Below are 19,163 nucleotides of genomic sequence, written 5' to 3'. Positions count from 1 at the left end.
GCTTCAGTCACCGTAGATGACCTTGCCCACAATGCTCAATGCCGTTTCGACCGTTTCTTCGAAGTCCAGCTCCGAGGAATCCAGCGTTACGACGCCGTCGGCCGCTTGGGTGAAGTTCACCACAGTGGAGTCCTTGGCGTCGCGGTGGATCACTTGGGCGGCAAGCTGCTCCTGGCTCTGCGTCCCGCCCAACTGGAGGCCGCGGCGCCGCAGCCGCGCTTCCTCGCTGGCGGTCAGCAGCATGCGGACCTCCGCGTTGGGCGCGACGACGGTGGTGATGTCCCGTCCCTCCACCACCATGCGGCGGTGGTGCTGTTCGATCAGCTGGCGCTGTCGACGAATCAGTTCATTGCGGGCACCCAGGGTGGTCGCAACGGCGCTGACGGACGAGGAGATCCTCGGCTCGCGGATTTCCTCTGTGATGTCCACCCCGGCAACACTGACGTATTCGACGTTGGCGCTGGTGCTCAGTTCAAGCGGCAAATCCTTTGAGGCCTGCTCGACGGCGGCACCGTCGGCGAGGTCGATGCCGGTCTTGAGGCAGTACCAGGTCAAAGCACGGTACATCGCACCCGTGTCCAGATAGGCGAGCTTCAAGCGCCGGGCAACTTCCTTGCTGACGCTGGACTTGCCGGAGCCGGACGGGCCGTCGATGGCGACAACGAGCGGCTTGCCCGGGCGTACTACGGTCTCCGGACCGAATAGTTCACGTGTCATTACTGGAGTACCCGCCATCCACGGTCGGTCAAGGCTTCAACAAGGAGGTCATGTTTGTTGGGCATGACTGAAAGTTCCACCATGCCAACGTTCTGCCCGGACGAGTGATCCAGGCGGAGGTCTTCGACGTTGACGCCGATCTCGCCGATCTCCGTCAACAGCCTGGCGATCTGCCCGGGCCGGTCGTCTACCAGAACTGTAAGCCATGAATATGCCTGCGGGGGTCCGCCGTGCTTTCCCGGGATCCGGGCCTGCCCGGCGTTGCCTTCGCTGATGAGCTGGGCAAGGTCCAGCCGCGCACCGGGGGCTGTGGGATCCTCCAAGGTACCGATCAGACGGTTGAGGTCCTCACGGACACCATGGAGGATATCCACCATCTTGGCCGCATTGTTGCCAAGGATCTGCACCCAAAGGGTGGGATCGCTGGCAGCAATCCTCGTGGTGTCCCGCAGCCCGTTGCCGGCCAGGGACAGCGCGTGGAGCGGTGTCCCCTGCAAACGGCTTGCGAGAAGCGATGACATCACTTGGGGCAAGTGCGACACCAACGCAACGGCTTCATCGTGCTCCTCCGCCGTGAACTGGGAGACTATTGCCCCCAAGTCCCCGGCAAGGGAACGCGCAGTCTGAAGCGCGTCGGCACTGGTCTCGTCGGACGGGCACAGGACCCAGGGCATGGACGTGAAGAGCTCGCCGCGGGCAGCGACGGGCCCCGACTTCTCGCGCCCAGCCATCGGGTGCGTCCCCACGTAGCGGGACAGGTCCACTCCACGCGCACGGAGATCGGCCTGGATTGCCAGCTTGACGCTGGCAATGTCCACCACAACGGCCTCCGGGTATTCACCCAGGGCACGCTCGACGACGTCGGCCGTCACGTCCGGTGGCGCCGCGACGACAACCAGCTGGGGCGGATTCGCAAGCTCGGACAGAGGCCTGCCCGCACCGATATCCACGGCGACGGCCTGGTTGGTTGGCGAGGGGTCCGAAAGGAACACCGAGACACCCCGGCCACGCAGGCCGAGACCGATGCTGGCTCCGAGCAGCCCGGTGCCGAAAACGACCACCGGGCCGTCAAGGTGGCCCCGGCCGTGCGAGTGGAATGCCGACATGCCTTACAGTCCTACGGAGGCCAGGAGGTGTCCGACTTCCTGCTTGCCGAGGTTGCGGATGCTGCCCTGGCGCTGGTCGCCCAGGCCGATGGGACCGATCTTGACGCGCACAAGGCGAAGCACGGGGAACCCTACGGCTTCGAACAAACGGCGGACAATACGGTTCTTGCCGGAGTGCAGCACAACCTCGATCAGCACGTGGCCCGGAGTGGAGTCCACGAGCTTGAAGGAGTCGACGGAAGCGATGCCGTCTTCGAGCTCGATGCCGGCCTTAAGCTGCGCACCGACGCCCTGCGGGAATGGACCGCGGACCTGTACCAGGTACGTCTTGGGCACCTCGTAGGAGGGGTGCGTCAGGCGGTTGGCGAGTTCGCCGTCGTTGGTCAGCAGCAGCAGGCCCTCAGTGGCGACGTCAAGGCGGCCGACGTGGAAGAGACGCTCGCCCTTGTTCTTGGCGGACTTCAGGAAGTCGCTGATGCAGGGACGGCCTTCGGGGTCTTCCATGGTGGAGACGACGCCCTTGGGCTTGTTGAACACCATGTAGAGCATGGTGTCATCGAGCTGGATCCGGATGCCGTCCACGTGGATCACGGCGGTCGCGGGATCCACACGCATGCCGAGCTCGGTGGTGAGCTGGCCGTTGACCTCGACGCGGCCTTCCTCGATCATTTCCTCGCACACGCGGCGGGAAGCCACGCCTGCCTGGGCCATGACCTTCTGCAGGCGCACGCCATCGGCGTCGTGCTGCTCGGACTGCGCCACCTCGCCGCGGCGGCCGCGGGGCTTGCGGATCGGGCCAAGGTTCTGGCCGAAGCGCTCACTGCCGAAGGCGCGGGAAGCGTACTGCTTCTTGTTGCTGGCCTTGGGCTTCAATGCGCCCGGGGTGCCCGGAGCCTTGCCGAAGCCGGGCTTGTTTGAGCCTGGCTTCCGGGGGGCCTTGGCCGGCCTTGCGTCTTGTCGGCCGGCGTCGTCACGACGCCCGTAGCCTCCGGCCGACGTGGGGTTGTCCGGATCGAAGGGGCGCTCTTCACGCGGACGACTGGGCTTGAAGGGGCGTTCTCCGCCCGGGGAGAAGCTGCGCTTACTGCCTCCGGAGGCGCCTCCGGCTCGGCTTGCGCCACCCCGGCCGGCACCGAAGCCGCTGCCTCCTGTACGGCCGGCGCTGCTGCGGCCTGAGTCTTGCGACTCGTTGCGTCCGGAATTGTTTCGTCCCGAACTATTACGTGGTGAACCCTGGCGTCCCGCCTGTGTCATGACCCGTCCTTTTGTTATGGTGGCCGGCTTGTTCTTTCTCAACATTAGCCAGCCGGACAGAGGATATCTGCCCTGTGTGAACTCTGCCCGCTACTAGCCCGGGCGTTTGTAGATCCTTGCAATATTGAGTTGTTTTGCCTTGCCTGCCGCCGCGGGTTCCCGCGGCTACATGCGTTCGGCGTCGAAGAACTCCTCGATGCCCTCCAGCCCCGGAAGGTGGGGGGACAATTGAGGCAGTTCCGCCACCGAGCCAATGCCCATGCGCTCGAGGAAATACGAGGTGGTCCGGTAAAGGATGGCCCCCGATTCAGGATCGGTACCCGAGTCCTCGATCAGCCCGCGTTGGACAAGGGTCCTGACGACTGAATCGACATTGACCCCGCGGATGGCCGACACCCTGGCCCTGGAAACCGGCTGCCGGTACGCGATGACCGCCATTGTTTCAAGGGCTGCCTGCGTCAGCCGCGCGGTCTGGCCTTCGAGAACGAACCTGCCCACGACGTCGGCAAATTCCGCGCGTGAATAGATCCGCCACCCGCCGGCAACGTTCCGCAACTCAAAACCCCGGGGTGCAGCGCTGGCACGTGCATCAATGTGCAAGTCATCAGCGTCCCTGCCCGGGGCTTTAACAGTATAGCCGCTATACTCCTGCCGCAGTCCCTCCAGCAAATCCTCGACGACGGCGACCGTCACGTTGAGCCCGGCAGCGAGCTCTTCCGCGGTGGCCGGTTGGTCGATCACCATCAGGACGGCTTCGAGGGCCGCGCGGGCGCCTCCGGGCAGGGCCTCAAGCTCGGCGAGGCCGTCCCCGCCTGTATCCTGCTCGCTCACAGCGGTTCCTCTCCTTGGTCGACCTGCTCGTATTCGTCGCTCACATTGTCGCTGCTCCACCCTTCGGGGCGCCCTGTCCAGCGGACGGTCAGTTCTGCGAGCGGACCCGGCTGGTCAAACGCCACCACACGGTCGCGGAACAGCTCGAGGAGCGCCAGGAACCGGACCACGACAACAAGCGTGGACTCAGCGTCCGCGATCAGCGCCCTGAAGGATTGTGGCTGGCCGCGCTGCAGGCGGTACCCGATGATCTCGGCTTGTTCCTTGACGCTGACGGGTGTTCCGTGAAGGTGGTCGAGCCCGACTTCCTCTGGCGTGTTGTCCTTCGGCGCGAGGGTCTTGGCCGCCAGCGCGGCGAACTGTTCGGGCGTGTGGCGCCAAATCAGCTCGGGCAACATTGCAGCGAAATGCCCTTCCAACGCAACTTGCCGCGGGAAGCGCCGGGCTTCGGACTCCAAGGTGCCGGACATGATCGCAGCCACCTGCTTGAAGGCCTTGTACTGCAGGAGCCGGGCGAAAAGAAGATCCCGGGCTTCCAGCAAGGCAATGTCCTCGGCGTCTTCCACTTCGCCCGCCGGCAGGAGCCTTGCGGCTTTGAGGTCCAGGAGGGTCGCGGCGATGACCAGGAATTCGCTGGCCTCATCCAGCGCCCAGTCCTCCCCCAACTCCTGCAACCGCCGGATGTATTTGATGAACTCGTCCGTGACGGTGGCCAGCGCAACTTCCGTGATGTCCAGCTTGTGCTTGGAGATCAAGCCGAGCAGGAGATCGAAGGGGCCGGTGAAGTTCGCCAGCCGGACCTCGAAGCCGCCCTTTCGTCCCGAAGGCGCGGCTCCGGCGTCGTCCGCGTTACTCCCGGAGGAGTACGACGGCGGCGCGTCGCCCACCAGGACGGGCCCGGCTTCAGGGGTGAGTGGCTCTGCCACGCGGGCTAGGGTGCGCCGCCGCGCGAAATCAGTTCCTTGGCCAGGCGGCGGTAGGCGTCGGCACCGATGTGGTTTCCCGCGTAGCTGGTGATCGGCTCCGCGGCGACCGTGGCGTCGGCGAATTTGATGGAACGCTTGATGACCGTCTCGAAGACCTTGTCCCCGAACGCCTCCACGAGCCTCGAAATGACTTCGCGACTGTGCAGGGTGCGCGCGTCGTACATCGTGGCGAGCACGCCGTCCACTTGAAGGCGCGGGTTCAAGCGGTCCTGGACCTTTTCGATCGTTTCGACGAGCAGTGCCACCGCGCGGAGGGCGAAGAATTCGCAGATCAGCGGGATGATGACGCCATGCGCAGCCGTCAGTGCATTGACCGTCAGGAGGCCTAGGGACGGCTGGCAGTCGATGAGCACGACGTCGTAATCGTCCTCGACGCTCTTGAGGGCGCGGTCAAGCACTTGCTCGCGGGCTACCTCGTTGACCAGCTGGACCTCGGCGGCGGAGAGGTCGATGTTCGCCGGTAGGAGGTCGATGCCTTCGACGCCGGTCTTCTGGATGGCGTCACGGATGTCCACCTTGCGGTCCATCAGGACGTTGTAAACGGTGAGGTCGAGCTCGTGCGGGTTCGCGCCCAGGCCTGCGGAAAGGGCTCCCTGCGGATCGAAGTCAACGAGCAGGACGCGACGGCCGAATTCTGCGAGCGCGGCGGCGAGGTTGATGGTTGACGTGGTCTTGCCCACGCCACCCTTCTGGTTGACCATGGCGATGACCCGGGCCGGGCCATGCGAGGCCAGCGGCGCGGGTTCGGGGAAGTCGCGGTACGGGCGGCCCGTTGGCCCCATGACGGCGTCTTCCAGATCGAAATCCGTGCCCTCCAGCGTAGTTGTTCCCCGTTCGCTGCTCACGTATTTATCCACTCTCTCCACGACGGTCATTTCCTGCGGCTGTCTCCAGCACCAGCACTGCTCCCCACCTAGGCTACAGCGCCCGACACGGCATTTTGCGGAACTTGACATTGCCCGCAATTTGAGCCTTTACCTTCTAGCTGAGGTAGAAGGTTGGGCCCGCGTGCCGTAAAACATGCAATCAAAAGCAGGCAAGGCAGGTCCCCTGGCGGGTTCCTGCCTTGCCTGCATGGATGCTTCCGAACGGCGTGCCGGACTAAGCGGCCACGGCCTCTTTCACCTCGGGTTCAGCATGGTGGCTGATCATGGTCAACTCGTCGAAAGGCGTCGCACCGGACAAGACGTTGGTGACCTGGTTGCGGTCGATTTCCTTGACCCAGGTACCGATCAACACGGTGGCGACGGCGTTGCCCGTGAAGTTGGTCAAAGCGCGGGCTTCGGACATGAAGCGGTCGATGCCGACGATCATCCCGACGCCGCCCAGCAGTTCGGGCCGGTGTGCCTGCAGGCCCGCGGCGAGGGTGGCCAGGCCGGCTCCGGAAACGCCGGCCGCTCCCTTGGACGCAATGATCATGAAGACCAGCAGCGATACCTGGGCGCCGAGGTCCAGCGGAATACCCATGGCGTTGGCGACGAACAGCGAGGCCATGGTCAGGTAGATGGCAGTTCCATCGAGGTTGAAGGAGTAGCCGGTAGGCACCGTGACACCAACAACCGGCTTGGAAACGCCGAGGTGCTCCATCTTGGCGATGAGCCTGGGCAGCGCCGCTTCGGAGGACGAGGTGGAGAAGATGAGCAGGTACTCGCGGGCCAGGTACTTCATCAGCTGGAAGATGCTGACGCCTGCCACAACCCGGAGCAAGGTGCCGAGCACCACGACGATGAACAGCGCGCAGGTGATGTAGAACGCAACCATCAGGGTGAGCATTCCGAAAATTGCCTTCACGCCGGTGGCACCGACCACTGCGGCGATCGCACCGAAGGCGCCGACCGGAGCCAGCCACATGATCATGATGAGGATCCGGAAAACGAGTGCCTGCCCGTGCTGGATTGCCTTGAGGACCGGCTGGCCCTGGGACCCCATGCGTTGCAGCGCGAAGCCCACCAGGATGGCGGCCAGGAGCGTCGGCAGGACCGGAATGTCTCCGGGGATGATGCCCAGCAGGAAATCGGCGGTACTGTTCGTGGCAGCCTTCGCATTGGGGTCGTACGGGATCAGTTTCAGGCCCTCGCCCGGGTGGATGATGTTGCCAACGACCAAACCGATGGCGAGCGCGAAGGTGGACATCACCAGGAAGTAGATGAGTGCGAGCCCACCGACCTTGCCAACCGTGGCAGCCTTGGCGATCGATCCGATGCCCAGGACGATGGTGCAGAAGATGACGGGGGCGATCATCATCTTGATGAGCTTGATGAAGCCGTCACCCAAGGGCTTGAGGGATTTACCCACTTCCGGGAAAAGCAAGCCGACGACGGCGCCCAGCACAACTGCGGCGATCACGGCGATGTAGAGGTAATGCGACTTGTCCAGCCCCTTGCGCCCGGCCTTCGCGGGTGCAATCTCTCCTCTTTGAGAGGTCATGGCTTTGCTCCTTATAGATACTCTGGAAAGCGCCGTGGTCCCTGCAAAATGTCCCTGCGTCGCTCTGCTGTGATACCCATCATTAGGCGCGGCGTGACATGTATCACTGTTGCGTTCATATTGGTCACAGGATGGCCCGCAGAAAGGAGCACGTGATCCGACGCTGGAGCATTGCCCGCAGACTCTTTGTGGCGAATCTACTGTTCGTGCTGGCGCTCACCGCCATCGTGGGCACGGCTGCCTTCCTGGACGCGAGAGACCGGGCCTACAACGACGCCGGCCAGCGCATGCAGGCAGTGGCCGCCGCGATCGCAGCCAATCCGCTCGTGCTCCAAGCAGCCGGCACGCCGAATCCATCCGCCACCCTGCAGCCGTACGCCCAGGTGGTGACGGCCAATGCCCATGCCGATTTCATCACCATCATGGCTCCGGACCGGACCCGCTGGACCCATCCGAACCCCGACGAAATCGGCAAACCGTACATCGGCACCATCGATCCTGCCCTCCGCGGCCAGACATTCACCGAAGTCACCGCCGGCACCCTGGGCCCGTCCGTGCGCACCATCGTCCCCGTGGAGGATCCATCCGGCAAAGTCCGGGCCCTCGTGGCGGCGGGTGTCACGGTGCGCACCGTGGATGTCGCCGTGTCAGCACGACTCACGGCGATCATCGGTATCTCCCTGGCCATGCTCGCAGGCGGCTCCCTGGCCTCGTGGCTATTGGGGCGGTACCTGCGCTCGGTCACCAGGGGCTGGGGACCGGAGCAATTGGCGCAGTTGTTCGCGTATTACGAGTCGGTCCTGCATTCGGTCCGCGAAGGTGTGGTCCTGATCGACACCGGCGGCAGGGTGGTCATGTACAACGACCAGGCCGCGGAACTGCTGGGACTGGAACGGTCCGATGTCGATCCCGCGGCGGAAGCCGCCCCACGCTTGTCTGATCTGCCACTCGATCCCAGCCTCCACCGTCTCTTCGAGTCCGGCCGGACGGCGCACGACGAGATCCACCTCACCGGCTCGCGCATCCTGGTGGTGAACCAGGCGCCGGCAGTGGGGCCGCCCGGCATGAGGGGCCGGCAGCGGCCTGCGGTGTTCGGGACCGTAGCCACGCTCCGGGACAGGACGGAAATCGAGTCCCTGGGCAGTGAACTCGAAACCATGAAGACCCTGTCTGACGCCTTGCGGGCACAGACTCATGAACACGCCAACCGGCTGCACACCATAGTGTCCCTCATGGAGCTCGGGCGTACCTCCGATGCCTTGGACTTCGCCACCAAGGACTTGGAACTGAGTCAACAACTGACCGACCACCTCGTGGCGTCAGTGGACGAGCCCGTCCTGAGCGCGCTCATCATGGGGAAGTCGGCCGAGGCGCACGAACGCGGAGCGGAGCTGACGGTCACAGTGACCGGCGGGGACGGCCTCCAGGGCCTGGCAGTGCAGGACCTTGTGACGATTTTGGGAAACCTGCTGGACAACGCCCTCGACGCGGCAGCCGCCGCTCCCCCGCCGCGCAAAGTGGAACTGGGCATCGACTCCGGACCTGAAGGAACCACCTTCACGGTTGTCGATTCCGGCCACGGGATCGATCCCGGCATCGTGGACGACGTCTGGCAGTACGGATACAGCACCAAGGCGGCGGGAATCGGACAGGCCGGGCAGCCCGGAGCCCCTTCCCGCGGCGTGGGCCTCGCCCTGGTCCGGCAAGCTGTGCAGCGGCTTGGCGGTACGCTGTCCATCAGCGACTCCACGAGCGCCTTGGGCGGCGCGTTCTTCCGCGTAGTGCTCCCGGTGCCGGACTCCAGGAAAGAAGCCGAATGACCGAAATCCGCGTCCTCGTTGTCGAGGACGAACCCATCGCCGCCGATGCCCATGGCGTCTACGTGGGCCGAATCGACGGTTTTACCGTCGCGGGAACGGCCCCGGACGGACAGTCGGCCCTGCGGCTACTCAACGAATTCGCCGTTGCCGGCCAGCCGGTGGACCTCGTCCTGCTGGACATGAACCTGCCGGATCTGCATGGACTGGATGTTGCCCGCCGAATGCGCGCTTCGGGACTCCTCGCGGACATCATCGCCATCACCGCCGTCAGGGAAGTGAACATTGTCCGGAGCGCGGTGTCGATCGGCGTGGTGCAGTACCTCATCAAGCCGTTCACGTTCGCCACCTTCGCGGACAAACTCGCCAGTTACCGCGCCTTCCGCGAACAACTCGCCGCACCGGCGTCGGGCGCCCGGGCGAGCGGAGCATCGCAAAGCGATGTGGACCAGGCGTTTGCCAGCCTCCGCGCACCCACCGAAGTCCCACTGCCCAAGGGGCTTTCCGCCCATAGCCTGGAGTCCGTCAAAGACCTCCTGGCCAGCCTTGGCCGGCCGGTGTCCGCAAGCGAGGCAACTGTCGCCCTTGGGATGTCCCGGGTTACAGTACGCCGCTATCTCGAGTACCTGGCCGACGCCGGTATGGTCACGCGGAATGCGCGATACGGCACTCCGGGACGTCCGGAGAACGAGTACCGCTGGAACCGGAGTTAGTCCACAATTCACCGGTGGATGTATACACAGATCGATCATCGGGCGAGCATTCGCTAGAAAAGCTAGGCTTGATCGCTGTTTATGTATACACTGAGGACGTCCACCCAGTGAAGGAGGGTCCATGCGTGCCAGCGACAAAGCCTATGCGGCCCTGCGCGAAGACATCATCGAATGGCGCCTGGCACCCGGAACGGTCCTCGCGGAAGTGGAACAATCCGAACGCCTGGGCGTGTCCCGCACACCGGTCCGGGAGGCGCTGGGCCGGCTGAGCGCGGAAGGGCTGACGACGGCGGCAGGCGGCCGCGGCGTCGTCGTCACCGATATCTCGCTGGAAGACATCGACGAATTGTTCGAGCTGCGCGAAACCCTGGAAGGCAAAGCCGCCGCCCTCGCCGCGGTGCGCGGCGAACGCCCGGTGTTCGAGCGGCTCCACGCCGAGCTCCTCCGGGCCCCGGAGATGCTCAACGACAGCGACCCCGCACGGCACGACTACTACGCCCTCGTGGGAAGGCTGGATGAGGCGATCGACGAGGCGATTTCCAATTCCTACCTCGCCCAGGCCATGCGCAGCCTGCGCGTCCACCTCGTGCGGGTCCGCCGCCTCGCGGCCGACGACGCCGAACGCCTCCAAGCCGCCGCGGCAGAGCACGCCGCGATCGCCGAAGCCATCGCGGCAGGCAACCCCCGGCTCGCCGAAGCCGCCACCACCGTCCATCTGCACCGCAGCCTTTCCCACGTCAAAGCCACCCACACACCTCACTAAAAGGAGCACCATGGTGAAGAACAACCACGTCCGCGTCTACAAGAGCGAAGAAAACCTTCCCCGCGAGCAGCAGTTGGCGCACAAGATCGCCGCCGTCGCCGCCGACCCCGTCGAGGTTCTTCCCCTCGTCACGGAGATGGTCATCAACCGGATCATCGACAACGCCTCCGTCGCCGTTGCCTCCCTCAACCGTGCCCCGATCGTCGCCGCCCGGGCGCAGGCCCTGACCCACGCGCCGACCACCAACGGCAAGGGCTCGTCCGTCTTCGGGATCAGCGACAAGGTCTCCCCCGAATGGGCCGCCTGGGCCAACGGCGTCGCCGTGCGCGAACTCGACTACCACGACACGTTCCTGGCTGCGGACTACTCCCACCCGGGCGATAACATCCCACCGATCCTCGCCGTGGCCCAGCACGTCGGATCGAGCGGAAAGGACCTGATCCGCGGCATTGCCACCGGCTACGAGATCCAGGTGAACCTGGTCAAGGCCATCTGCCTGCACAAGCACAAGATCGACCACGTAGCCCACCTCGGCCCCTCCGCCGCCGCCGGCATCGGCACCCTGCTGGGCCTGGATGTGGAGACGATCTTCCAGTCCGTCGGCCAGGCCCTGCACACCACCACCGCCACGCGACAGTCCCGCAAGGGCGAAATCTCCACGTGGAAAGCCCACGCCCCCGCGTTCGCCGGGAAGATGGCCGTCGAGGCCGTGGACCGCTCCATGCGCGGCCAGACTTCCCCCGTGCCGATCTACGAAGGCGAAGACGGCGTGATCGCCTGGATGCTGGACGGCCCGGACGCCTCCTACGAGGTCCCGCTGCCCGAGGCCGGGGAGCCCAAGCGGGCCATCCTTGACACCTACACCAAGGAACACTCCGCCGAATACCAGGCCCAGGCCTGGATCGACCTCGCCCGCAAACTCCACAAAGAGCACCCCGAAGCCACGGACCCGGCCAACGTGGCCTCCGTCCTGATCAAGACCAGCCACCACACGCACTACGTGATCGGCTCCGGCGCCAACGACCCCCAAAAATACTCCCCCACCGCATCCCGGGAAACCCTGGACCACTCCATCCCGTACATCTTCACCGTCGCCCTGCAGGACGGCTCCTGGCACCACGTCGACTCCTACAGCCCCGAACGCGCCGGCCGGGCGGACACCGTGGAACTCTGGCACAAAGTCACCACCGTGGAAGACCCCGAATGGACCCGCCGCTACCACTCCCTGGACATCGCGGAAAAGGCCTTCGGCGGCACCGTGGTCATCACCCTCAACGACGGCACCGTCATCACCGAGTCGATCGCCGTCGCCGACGCCCACCCCCTCGGCGCCCGGCCCTTCGCCCGCCAGCAATACATCGACAAGTTCCGCACCCTCGCGGCCGGGCTGGTGGAAGAGGCCGAGATCGAAAGGTTCCTCGCCGCCGCCGAGCGCCTCCCGGACCTGGGCCCGGGCGAACTGGACCAGCTGAACATCACCGCCGCCCCGGGCGTCATCGACCTCGCCGCCGCACCGAAGGGACTGTTCTAGATGCTCTACTCCAAGACGACCCCGGAGCAGAAGCGCCTCAAGCTCCGGGAACTCCTGAACTCCGGGACCATCGCCCAGTTCCCCGGCGCGTTCAACCCGCTCTCGGCACGCCTGATCGAGGAGAAGGGCTTCCCCGGCGTCTACATCTCCGGTGCCGTCCTCGCCAACGACCTCGGCCTGCCGGACATAGGACTCACCACCCTCACGGAGGTCGCCACCCGCGCAGGGCAGATCGCCCGCATGACCGAGCTCCCGTGCCTCGTGGACGCGGACACCGGATTCGGCGAACCGATGAACGTGGCCCGCACCATCCAGGAGCTCGAAAACGCCGGGCTGGCCGGTTGCCACATCGAGGACCAGTTCAACCCGAAGCGCTGCGGGCACCTGGACGGCAAGAACGTGGTCGACGTCGACACCGCCGCCAAACGCATCCGCGCAGCGGCCGACGCCCGCAGGGATCCGAACTTCCTCATCATGGCCCGGACCGACATCCGCGCCGTCGACGGCATCCAGGCCGCCCAGGAACGCGCCAAAGCACTCGTCGACGCCGGCGCCGACGCGATCTTCCCGGAAGCCATGAAAGATCTCAGCGAGTTCCAAGCCATCCGTGATGCAGTGGATGTGCCGATCCTGGCCAACATGACCGAGTTCGGCAAAAGCGAACTCTTCACCGTGGAACAACTCCAGGGCGTCGGCGTGAACATGGTGATCTACCCCGTCACCCTGCTCCGCATTGCCATGGGGGCTGCAGAGCGTACGCTGGAAACGATCAAGGCCACTGGAACGCAGGAGGCGCAGGTGGAGAACATGCTCACCCGTGCGCGCCTCTATGACCTCGTGGACTACGAGGCCTACAACCACTTCGACACGAGCGTTTTCAACTTCCAGGTTCCTGGGCTCAGCCGGTAACTGGATCAACCAAGGGATGCAGGCGCTCCGGCTATTCCGGAGTGCTTGCCGACGAACGAAGGAGGACAGCATGGTTGCTGTTGAGATCAAGAAAGGCCTGGCCGGCGTCGTGGTTGACTACACCGCGATCTCCAAGGTCAACCCGGACACCAACTCGCTGTTGTACCGCGGTTACCCCGTGCAGGAACTCGCCGCCAAGTGCAGCTTCGAAGAAGTCGCCTACCTGCTGTGGAACGGTGAACTGCCCACTCCGGAGGAACTTGCTGAGTTCACTGCCCGCGAGCGTGCGGGCCGCGCCCTTGACCCGGTGGTGAAGCAGGTCATCGATGCGCTGCCGACGACGTCCCACCCCATGGATGTCTGCCGGACGGCCGCTTCGGTGCTGGGAGCCCGGCACCCTCTCGCCGAGGTTTCCACGCCCGAGGCCAATATGGCCAAGGCCATTGACTTGTTCGCCGCCATGCCGGCGGTGGTCGCCTACGACCAACGCCGTCGGCGCGCCGACGGACAAGCCATCGAACCCGTGGCACCGCGGGACGACCTGGGCTACTCCGCGAATTTCCTCTGGATGACCTTCGGCGAGGACCCGGTGGACGAGGTCGTGAAGGCGTTCAACGTCTCGATGATCCTCTACGCCGAGCACTCCTTCAACGCCTCCACCTTCACGGCACGGGTTGTCACCTCCACCCTTTCGGACCTGCACTCCGCGGTCACCGCGGCGATCGGTGCCCTCAAAGGCCCGCTGCACGGCGGCGCCAACGAGGCCGTCATGCACACGTTCGAGGAAATCGGCATCCGCACCGAGGAATCGCTCGATGACGCCGCCTCCCGGGCGAAGACCTGGATGGAACACGCCCTCGCGCAGAAGAAAAAGGTCATGGGATTCGGTCACCGCGTCTACAAGCACGGCGACTCCAGGGTGCCCACCATGAAGGCCGCGCTGGACAAGATGATCGCCCACTACGGCCGGCCCGAGATCCTGGGCCTGTACAACGGCCTCGAGCAGGCGATGGACGAGGCCAAGGCGATCAAGCCCAACCTCGACTACCCCGCCGGACCCACCTACCACCTCATGGGATTCGACACTCCGACCTTCACCCCGCTGTTCGTCGCCAGCCGCATCACCGGATGGACCGCACACATCATGGAGCAGCTCGGATCAAACTCCCTGATCCGCCCGCTCAGCGAATACAACGGCGTGGACGAACGGCACCTGCCGTAGTTCCACCTGCACGACGGCGGGCCGGTCACCTCCCCACGAGCCCCCTGACCTCGCAAGCTCGGCCAGGGAACCCTGCTTCGCGTGGGCCCAGGCCGGCCCGCCGTCGTTCCAGCCGCTATTGAGTCAGCTGCAGGCTGGTGATCATCCGCTTGAGCTTCTGGTATTCCGGTGTCTGCAAGTACTGCGTGGCTTCCGCCATGGTGCTGAAGGTGCGGGCGCCAAGGGCTTGGGGCCCGTCCGTGGCGAAAGACAGCGTGCCTTTGGGAGCGCCGGCCACGAAGGAGTACATCAGGCAGCTGTCCTGCACTTCCCCGCTGGACTTGTCCACCAGACCGATTTGATAGCCGACGCCCTTGCCTTGGGCCGTCTGATCCAGCACGCGGTAGGAGAACCTGGCCTGGGCGGTGGTCACCCACTGGCCCTTTAGTGACGTGGCAGCTGTGTCGAGCTCCTTTTGCTTGTACGTTCCTGGCCCGCATGCCCCGCCTACGCCGCCGCCCGTGCCGTAGTAGAACTTCGCCACCACACTGCCCGACTCATCGCTCACCTGGATTCCGGATGCGGGATTACTGGCGGTGCCTGCTGGAACATCGGCGGCCGTCCATCCCGAAGGAAGATCGAACTGCACGTGGGCGCTGGTGCTGACGAAGCTCGCCCACCCGGAGCCCGCCGTCCCTGGTGTTGATGCTGTCGGTTCTTCCGTAGCGGCCGTTGAAGCCGAGGCCGTGGCCGACGCCGATGGGGCAGTCGTCGCAGGGGCCGTCGTAGCTGCTGTTGCCGGTAGCTGGCTTCCGCTCCGGGATTGTCCCTGGGACCCAAGGTTGGCGGCAACGAGGAATCCCGCTGCAAGGACCGCTGCGGCAAGGGCCACCAACACGATGATTCTCAGTCTCCGCATCTTCTGTCTGGAATCCACCGTTCCCCCTTTGTCGGTTAGCGCCCGAAGTGGGCGTCTATCGTGTAAGTTTCCGCAAGACGCCCCGAGGTTACAGCCCGGGCACCCAATTCCGCGCGGACCCACCAGCTGCTGCTCCGACGTTGTTCCAGTCTGCGTGGAAGACCTCGGCCACGTTCTCGTTGTCATCTGCGAGCACCACCCGCACATCCATGCGCCGGCCATTCATCATCGCGGGAAGCCAGTGCTCGGCGTCGGCCCACATGTGAGCTACCGGCAGGTCCTCCGCCGGGTACCACTGGGGCGTGATCTCGTCGCTCTCGGAAGGCTCCCCCACCCAGGATTCGGAAAGGAACACGGTAGTAAACATGTTCCATTCGGGCTTGGCAGGGAAAACAAAGTCCACAGTTCCCGCGGCCACCAGGTCGTCCGGCTCAACATCGACGTAGACTTCCTCGCGGACTTCCCGGCAGATCGCCTCGACGGCGGTCTCGCCCTCCTCCACATGGCCGCCGACGCCTACTACTTTGCCCTTGCCGAAGCCGGTGCGCTTGCGTCCCAGAAGGACCTCCCGGCCGCCATCGACCTCGCGGAGGAGAAAACAGAGGGTCACGTGTGCGGCTGTCATGGCATCAAGACTACGACTGCGTCGCCCCCGAAGAACGACGCCGGGCCGCTCACCTAAGGTGGCCCGGCGTCGCGCCGTGTCTCTAGCCCACCTTGGTGATCGTGAGCGAAGTGATGACCGCCTTGAGGTCTTTATAGCCTTGTGTCTGGGTAAAGGCCGCGGCTTCTTCGATGGTGGTGAATTTGTAAAGACCCCAGGAAGGCCCTCCCAGTGGACGGCGATCGGTGAAGCTAAAGAACTTCAAGGGACCGGGTCCTGCTACCGCGAGGTCAAGGACGCAGCCTATTCCGTCCTGTCCGGCGATACGGTTGGTAATTCCTATCCCTGCCTGAACCGGACCCCCGTCATTTGCAGCTGAGGTCATTGCGACATACACGAATCTCGGTGTGCCCTGGGCCGGCGACGCCAGGTCCGTCGGCAGCCCGGTCATGGGCTGACTGTCGAGGATCTTGTAGGGCGCCCTGTTTTGGCAGCCGCTGGTGCTCCAGTCATTGGTGTCGCCGAAGGCCAGCCGTGCCGTGTACTGGCCGCTGGAATCCGTGAGGGCGGTTCCCGGGCCGTTTGTGAGGGCAAGGCTGCCGGACGGATCGGCCAGTTGCCACGATGCCGGGTAATTGAAGCTCACTCTATAACCCGTGGACCGGTCCTCGTACGTCTTGAGACCTTCGGCGGCGAGTGATCCTGGCTCCGGGGAACCCACCAGATCGGGACGAAGCTCCACCGGGATTCCGTTGGTGACGAACGCCTTGTCCATGAATTGCTCAGCCGTCAGCCGATCGTTGTTGGACGCTGCGCCTGCCCAGTTCCCAAGGCTGGTTTCCTGCACATAGCTCCCGTTGACAAGCTTGGCGATCCAGAACCAGTCCCCCGGTTCCGGGTTCGGATTGTCGCTTGGTGCGGGCGCCATGATGCTCATCCATCCGGCCTTGCAGCCCACAAGCCGGAGAACCGGTTTCAGCTGCTCCAATGAAGTCATGGCGCCCGTCAGGTTCTGAATCGAGCACTCACCGTGTCCGACGCCGGCAAGTGACGTGGGCGCCGCCGTCGGGCCTGCTGTCTCGCTCGGGCTCGCCGTCGGGCTGGCTGTGCCGGCCGCCGTAGCTGTCGCCGTCGGTGGCGCGCTCGGCGTCATGGAGGACGTGCCGGCCGGAGCCGGGACTGCAGTGATCGAACCCAAGTGCGCTGCCACGAGCACCCCTGTGGTCACCGCGGCAGCGGCCATCGTCAGCAATCCTGCAATCCTGGCATTCCGCAGCCGACGTCCAGCCGCCATGGACCGAACGTTCGGCGGCAGCTTGTCAGGACCGTTCCCGGGAGAAGCCAGCACCCGGACCAAAGCCGCCTCTGCATCCGGCACCGCGCCAACTCCGCTGCGCAACGGATCGGCCCCCTCAATCAATTCTCTGATCGGATCCATCCCTATGCCCCCAACTTCTGTGCCACCGCGCCGCTACCGGCCGGCAGTAGCTTTCGGAAAGCCTCCCGCGCCCGGTGCAACCGCACCTTCGCGGCCGACTCTCCGCACTGCAGGACCGCCGCGATCTCTACCATCGTCATTTGATCCCAGTACGCCAACTGCAGGATGTCCCGGTCTTTCTCCCGCATGGAATCCAACACCTCATCCACCAGCGAGTATCCGTTTCCGGCCCCGTCGCCGGAAACCACGGACTCACGGAGGCGCTCATGCAGTGCTACCTGGCGCCGATGGCTCCGATAAGCGTTTCCCAGAAGATTTCTCGCCACCGTGAACAACCAGGCCACATCCACCGATGACGCCTCATCCCACTTCTGCCAAGCGACCCGAAATACGTCCGCAGCCAACTCTTCGGCCACATGCGGATCTTCCACACGTCGCCGCACAAAACGGAAGATGCGCGGGTACGTATCCCTATGCAGCGCAACGAACGCCGATTCCCCCTCGGAAAGCACAATCCCCCACCCTCAATCCGAAACCCCAACCAAACCCTGGCCAACTGTATAGTTTCCGGCACGAGCCCGCAGGTTACAGCGCTGCCACGCCAACCGGACCAGCAAGAGACGCCGGTTGCTAGAGTGTCGCCATGAGCCAAGAGGGGAACGAGCAAGCCTCCGAGGCCTGGCTGCCTGGCTGCCTGGCTGGCTGGTCCGGCATCCGCTCTACGCCGGGTGGGTATGGACCGGATTCTGGGCGTTGTTGATCGTCCTCGACGAATTCCTGCGCTCCCGGCCTCATCTGAGGCGGGTGGTTGTCGGCTTGGCGCACCCGGGCCTTCTGCTCGTAGCCGGCCTCGGCATGTCCATTCTGGCGCTGTTCCTGAACGCGGTGGAACTGACCTTCAAGGTCTTGGCGTAACCGGCACCGAACTGCGTGCAGTGTCCAGCGGGTGGCGCAATGCGTCAGCCGAGGGCTCGCGGATGCGCAGCCGCATACACTTCACGCAAAGTGTCGGCGGTGACCAAGGTGTACACCTGCGTGGTGGTCACCGAGGCGTGGCCCAGGAGCTCCTGAACCACCCGGACGTCAGCGCCGCCCTCAAGCAGATGCGTGGCGAAAGAATGCCGGAGGGTGTGCGGGGAGACGTCCTTGGTGATGTTGGCCTTCTCGGCCGCGGTCTTGAGAATAGTCCAGGCGCTCTGTCGGCTGATCCGGCCTCCGCGGGCATTCAGGAACAGCGCCGGCGTGCCTTTTCCTTTCGCGGCCAACGCAGGCCTTCCGCGAACCACGTAGGACCCGACGGCGCGTGCACCGTAAGACCCCAGAGGAACCAGGCGCTCTTTGGAACCTTTTCCGAAGAGCCGCACGATCGCAGGACCATCGGCTTCCGCTTCGAGCGAGACATCGTCGACGTCAAGGCCTACAGCTTCGCTGATGCGGGCACCTGTGGAGTAGAGGAACTCCAAGAGCGCGCGGTCCCTCAACCCGGTGGCGGTGTCGGCACCGGCAGCCTCAAGTATGCGGGTCACTTCGCCGACGCTAATTGCCTTCGGCAGACGCTTGCCGGGCATTGGCGGGTGGACATCGCTGGCGGGGTCCGCCGTCGTCGTCCCCTCCAGGGCCCAAAACTTGTGGAGCCCCCGGACGGCAACCACGGTGCGGGCCGCAGAGCGGACGCCGAGGGCGGCGCCCCCATCGGAACCGTCTGCCAACGCCTGCACAAAGGCGGTGACGTCATGCCGGGAGATATTGCCCGGGTTGTCGACGCCGGACGCGGCCAGGAAGTTCGAATAGCGGGACAGGTCCCGCCGGTATGCGGACAGAGTGTTGCTTGCAAGGCCTCGTTCCACGCCGAGGTGTTGCAGGTAGTCCGTGACGGCCCGGTCAATGGCGGTCCGGACCCTGGTCTCCGCGAGCTGGGGCACGGTCAGCGCTGGCTCGGGTGGGCGG

19 protein-coding genes are annotated in these 19,163 nt (G+C 64.8%); 7 read left to right on the top strand and 12 right to left on the bottom strand.

All coding sequences use genetic code 11. The annotated features are described in order from the left end of the window. Positions 1-3: 3 nt before the first annotated feature. The 7 genes from cmk to AC3WJM_RS11950 all read right to left on the bottom strand — a co-directional run bounded on the left by cmk (position 4) and on the right by AC3WJM_RS11950 (position 7,321). A complete protein-coding gene (gene cmk, locus AC3WJM_RS11980) occupies positions 4-717 on the bottom strand; it encodes a (d)CMP kinase (protein ID WP_284991603.1) in 714 nt (237 codons plus the stop codon). Next, a complete protein-coding gene (locus AC3WJM_RS11975; RefSeq protein ID WP_284991604.1) occupies positions 717-1,823 on the bottom strand; it encodes a prephenate dehydrogenase in 1,107 nt (368 codons plus the stop codon). Before AC3WJM_RS11975 ends, cmk begins: the two co-directional genes overlap by 1 nt. 3 nt (positions 1,824-1,826) lie before the next feature. Further along, complete coding sequence (locus tag AC3WJM_RS11970; protein WP_306963670.1) at positions 1,827-3,077, bottom strand: pseudouridine synthase; 1,251 nt, start codon at positions 3,075-3,077, stop codon at positions 1,827-1,829. A gap of 165 nt (positions 3,078-3,242) precedes the next feature. Then, positions 3,243-3,908, bottom strand: coding sequence for an SMC-Scp complex subunit ScpB (scpB, locus tag AC3WJM_RS11965; protein ID WP_284991606.1), 666 nt, complete (start codon positions 3,906-3,908; stop codon positions 3,243-3,245). Then, the gene (locus AC3WJM_RS11960; RefSeq protein ID WP_492271957.1) at positions 3,905-4,834 is read right to left on the bottom strand and encodes a segregation and condensation protein A; all 930 of its coding nucleotides are present in this window, start codon (positions 4,832-4,834) and stop codon (positions 3,905-3,907) included. Before AC3WJM_RS11960 ends, scpB begins: the two co-directional genes overlap by 4 nt. Positions 4,835-4,839: 5 nt before the next feature. Then, entirely contained in the window at positions 4,840-5,739 is a 900-nt protein-coding gene (locus AC3WJM_RS11955; RefSeq protein WP_284751736.1) for a ParA family protein, read from the bottom strand. A gap of 256 nt (positions 5,740-5,995) precedes the next feature. Continuing rightward, a complete protein-coding gene (locus AC3WJM_RS11950; protein ID WP_284991607.1) occupies positions 5,996-7,321 on the bottom strand; it encodes a cation:dicarboxylate symporter family transporter in 1,326 nt (441 codons plus the stop codon). A gap of 152 nt (positions 7,322-7,473) precedes the next feature. Here AC3WJM_RS11950 and AC3WJM_RS11945 point away from each other — a divergent pair, with 152 nt between their 5' ends. From AC3WJM_RS11945 to AC3WJM_RS11920, 6 genes are all read left to right on the top strand, one after another. Then, positions 7,474-9,141, top strand: coding sequence for a sensor histidine kinase (locus tag AC3WJM_RS11945; protein ID WP_306963665.1), 1,668 nt, complete (start codon positions 7,474-7,476; stop codon positions 9,139-9,141). After that, entirely contained in the window at positions 9,138-9,851 is a 714-nt protein-coding gene (locus AC3WJM_RS11940; RefSeq protein WP_284991609.1) for a response regulator, read from the top strand. The genes AC3WJM_RS11945 and AC3WJM_RS11940 overlap by 4 nt, the downstream gene beginning before the upstream one ends. A 121-nt stretch (positions 9,852-9,972) precedes the next feature. Further along, positions 9,973-10,614 carry a GntR family transcriptional regulator gene (locus AC3WJM_RS11935; RefSeq protein WP_306963662.1) on the top strand — a complete coding sequence of 214 codons (642 nt, stop codon included), beginning with the start codon at positions 9,973-9,975 and terminating at the stop codon, positions 10,612-10,614. Between the two features lie 10 nt (positions 10,615-10,624). After that, positions 10,625-12,145, top strand: coding sequence for an MmgE/PrpD family protein (locus AC3WJM_RS11930; protein ID WP_492271956.1), 1,521 nt, complete (start codon positions 10,625-10,627; stop codon positions 12,143-12,145). Beyond that, a complete protein-coding gene (gene prpB / locus AC3WJM_RS11925) occupies positions 12,146-13,054 on the top strand; it encodes a methylisocitrate lyase (RefSeq protein WP_332603682.1) in 909 nt (302 codons plus the stop codon). A 70-nt stretch (positions 13,055-13,124) separates the two neighbouring features. After that, positions 13,125-14,276 carry a bifunctional 2-methylcitrate synthase/citrate synthase gene (locus AC3WJM_RS11920; protein WP_307055641.1) on the top strand — a complete coding sequence of 384 codons (1,152 nt, stop codon included), beginning with the start codon at positions 13,125-13,127 and terminating at the stop codon, positions 14,274-14,276. A gap of 115 nt (positions 14,277-14,391) precedes the next feature. On the opposite strand, the gene AC3WJM_RS11915 is transcribed toward AC3WJM_RS11920, so the two are convergent. The 4 genes from AC3WJM_RS11915 to AC3WJM_RS11900 all read right to left on the bottom strand — a co-directional run bounded on the left by AC3WJM_RS11915 (position 14,392) and on the right by AC3WJM_RS11900 (position 17,728). Continuing rightward, complete coding sequence (locus AC3WJM_RS11915; protein WP_492271955.1) at positions 14,392-15,192, bottom strand: hypothetical protein; 801 nt, start codon at positions 15,190-15,192, stop codon at positions 14,392-14,394. Positions 15,193-15,262: 70 nt separating this feature from the next. Next, positions 15,263-15,799, bottom strand: coding sequence for an NUDIX domain-containing protein (locus tag AC3WJM_RS11910; RefSeq protein ID WP_492271954.1), 537 nt, complete (start codon positions 15,797-15,799; stop codon positions 15,263-15,265). A gap of 82 nt (positions 15,800-15,881) precedes the next feature. After that, complete coding sequence (locus AC3WJM_RS11905; RefSeq protein ID WP_492271953.1) at positions 15,882-17,216, bottom strand: hypothetical protein; 1,335 nt, start codon at positions 17,214-17,216, stop codon at positions 15,882-15,884. A 2-nt stretch (positions 17,217-17,218) separates the two neighbouring features. Continuing rightward, positions 17,219-17,728 carry an RNA polymerase sigma factor gene (locus AC3WJM_RS11900; protein ID WP_284991616.1) on the bottom strand — a complete coding sequence of 170 codons (510 nt, stop codon included), beginning with the start codon at positions 17,726-17,728 and terminating at the stop codon, positions 17,219-17,221. Between the two features lie 115 nt (positions 17,729-17,843). Between AC3WJM_RS11900 and AC3WJM_RS11895 the strand changes: the two genes are divergently transcribed. Next, positions 17,844-18,131 (top strand): hypothetical protein, encoded by a 288-nt coding sequence (locus tag AC3WJM_RS11895; RefSeq protein ID WP_492271952.1) that lies wholly within the window; start codon positions 17,844-17,846, stop codon positions 18,129-18,131. A 44-nt stretch (positions 18,132-18,175) separates the two neighbouring features. Here AC3WJM_RS11895 and xerD read toward each other — a convergent pair whose 3' ends face one another. Then, positions 18,176-19,144 carry a site-specific tyrosine recombinase XerD gene (xerD, locus tag AC3WJM_RS11890; protein WP_492271978.1) on the bottom strand — a complete coding sequence of 323 codons (969 nt, stop codon included), beginning with the start codon at positions 19,142-19,144 and terminating at the stop codon, positions 18,176-18,178. Between the last annotated feature and the right edge of the window lie 19 nt (positions 19,145-19,163).

The organism is Arthrobacter sp. FW306-1B-G06A (genome assembly GCF_058781765.1).
Note: the sequence above shows the minus strand (reverse complement) of the source record. Positions and strands in the feature narration are given on the sequence as shown.

Bases quoted from the DNA above. Each gene is read 5' to 3' on its own strand.
- cmk (WP_284991603.1), bottom strand. From the start codon at position 717: ATGACACGTGAACTATTCGGTCCGGAGACCGTAGTACGCCCGGGCAAG.
- AC3WJM_RS11975 (WP_284991604.1), bottom strand. From the start codon at position 1,823: ATGTCGGCATTCCACTCGCACGGCCGGGGCCACCTTGACGGCCCGGTG.
- AC3WJM_RS11970 (WP_306963670.1), bottom strand. From the start codon at position 3,077: ATGACACAGGCGGGACGCCAGGGTTCACCACGTAATAGTTCGGGACGA.
- AC3WJM_RS11950 (WP_284991607.1), bottom strand. From the start codon at position 7,321: ATGACCTCTCAAAGAGGAGAGATTGCACCCGCGAAGGCCGGGCGCAAG.
- AC3WJM_RS11940 (WP_284991609.1), top strand. From the start codon at position 9,138: ATGACCGAAATCCGCGTCCTCGTTGTCGAGGACGAACCCATCGCCGCC.
- AC3WJM_RS11935 (WP_306963662.1), top strand. From the start codon at position 9,973: ATGCGTGCCAGCGACAAAGCCTATGCGGCCCTGCGCGAAGACATCATC.
- AC3WJM_RS11930 (WP_492271956.1), top strand. From the start codon at position 10,625: ATGGTGAAGAACAACCACGTCCGCGTCTACAAGAGCGAAGAAAACCTT.
- prpB (WP_332603682.1), top strand. From the start codon at position 12,146: ATGCTCTACTCCAAGACGACCCCGGAGCAGAAGCGCCTCAAGCTCCGG.
- AC3WJM_RS11920 (WP_307055641.1), top strand. From the start codon at position 13,125: ATGGTTGCTGTTGAGATCAAGAAAGGCCTGGCCGGCGTCGTGGTTGAC.
- AC3WJM_RS11910 (WP_492271954.1), bottom strand. From the start codon at position 15,799: ATGACAGCCGCACACGTGACCCTCTGTTTTCTCCTCCGCGAGGTCGAT.
- AC3WJM_RS11905 (WP_492271953.1), bottom strand. From the start codon at position 17,216: ATGGATCCGATCAGAGAATTGATTGAGGGGGCCGATCCGTTGCGCAGC.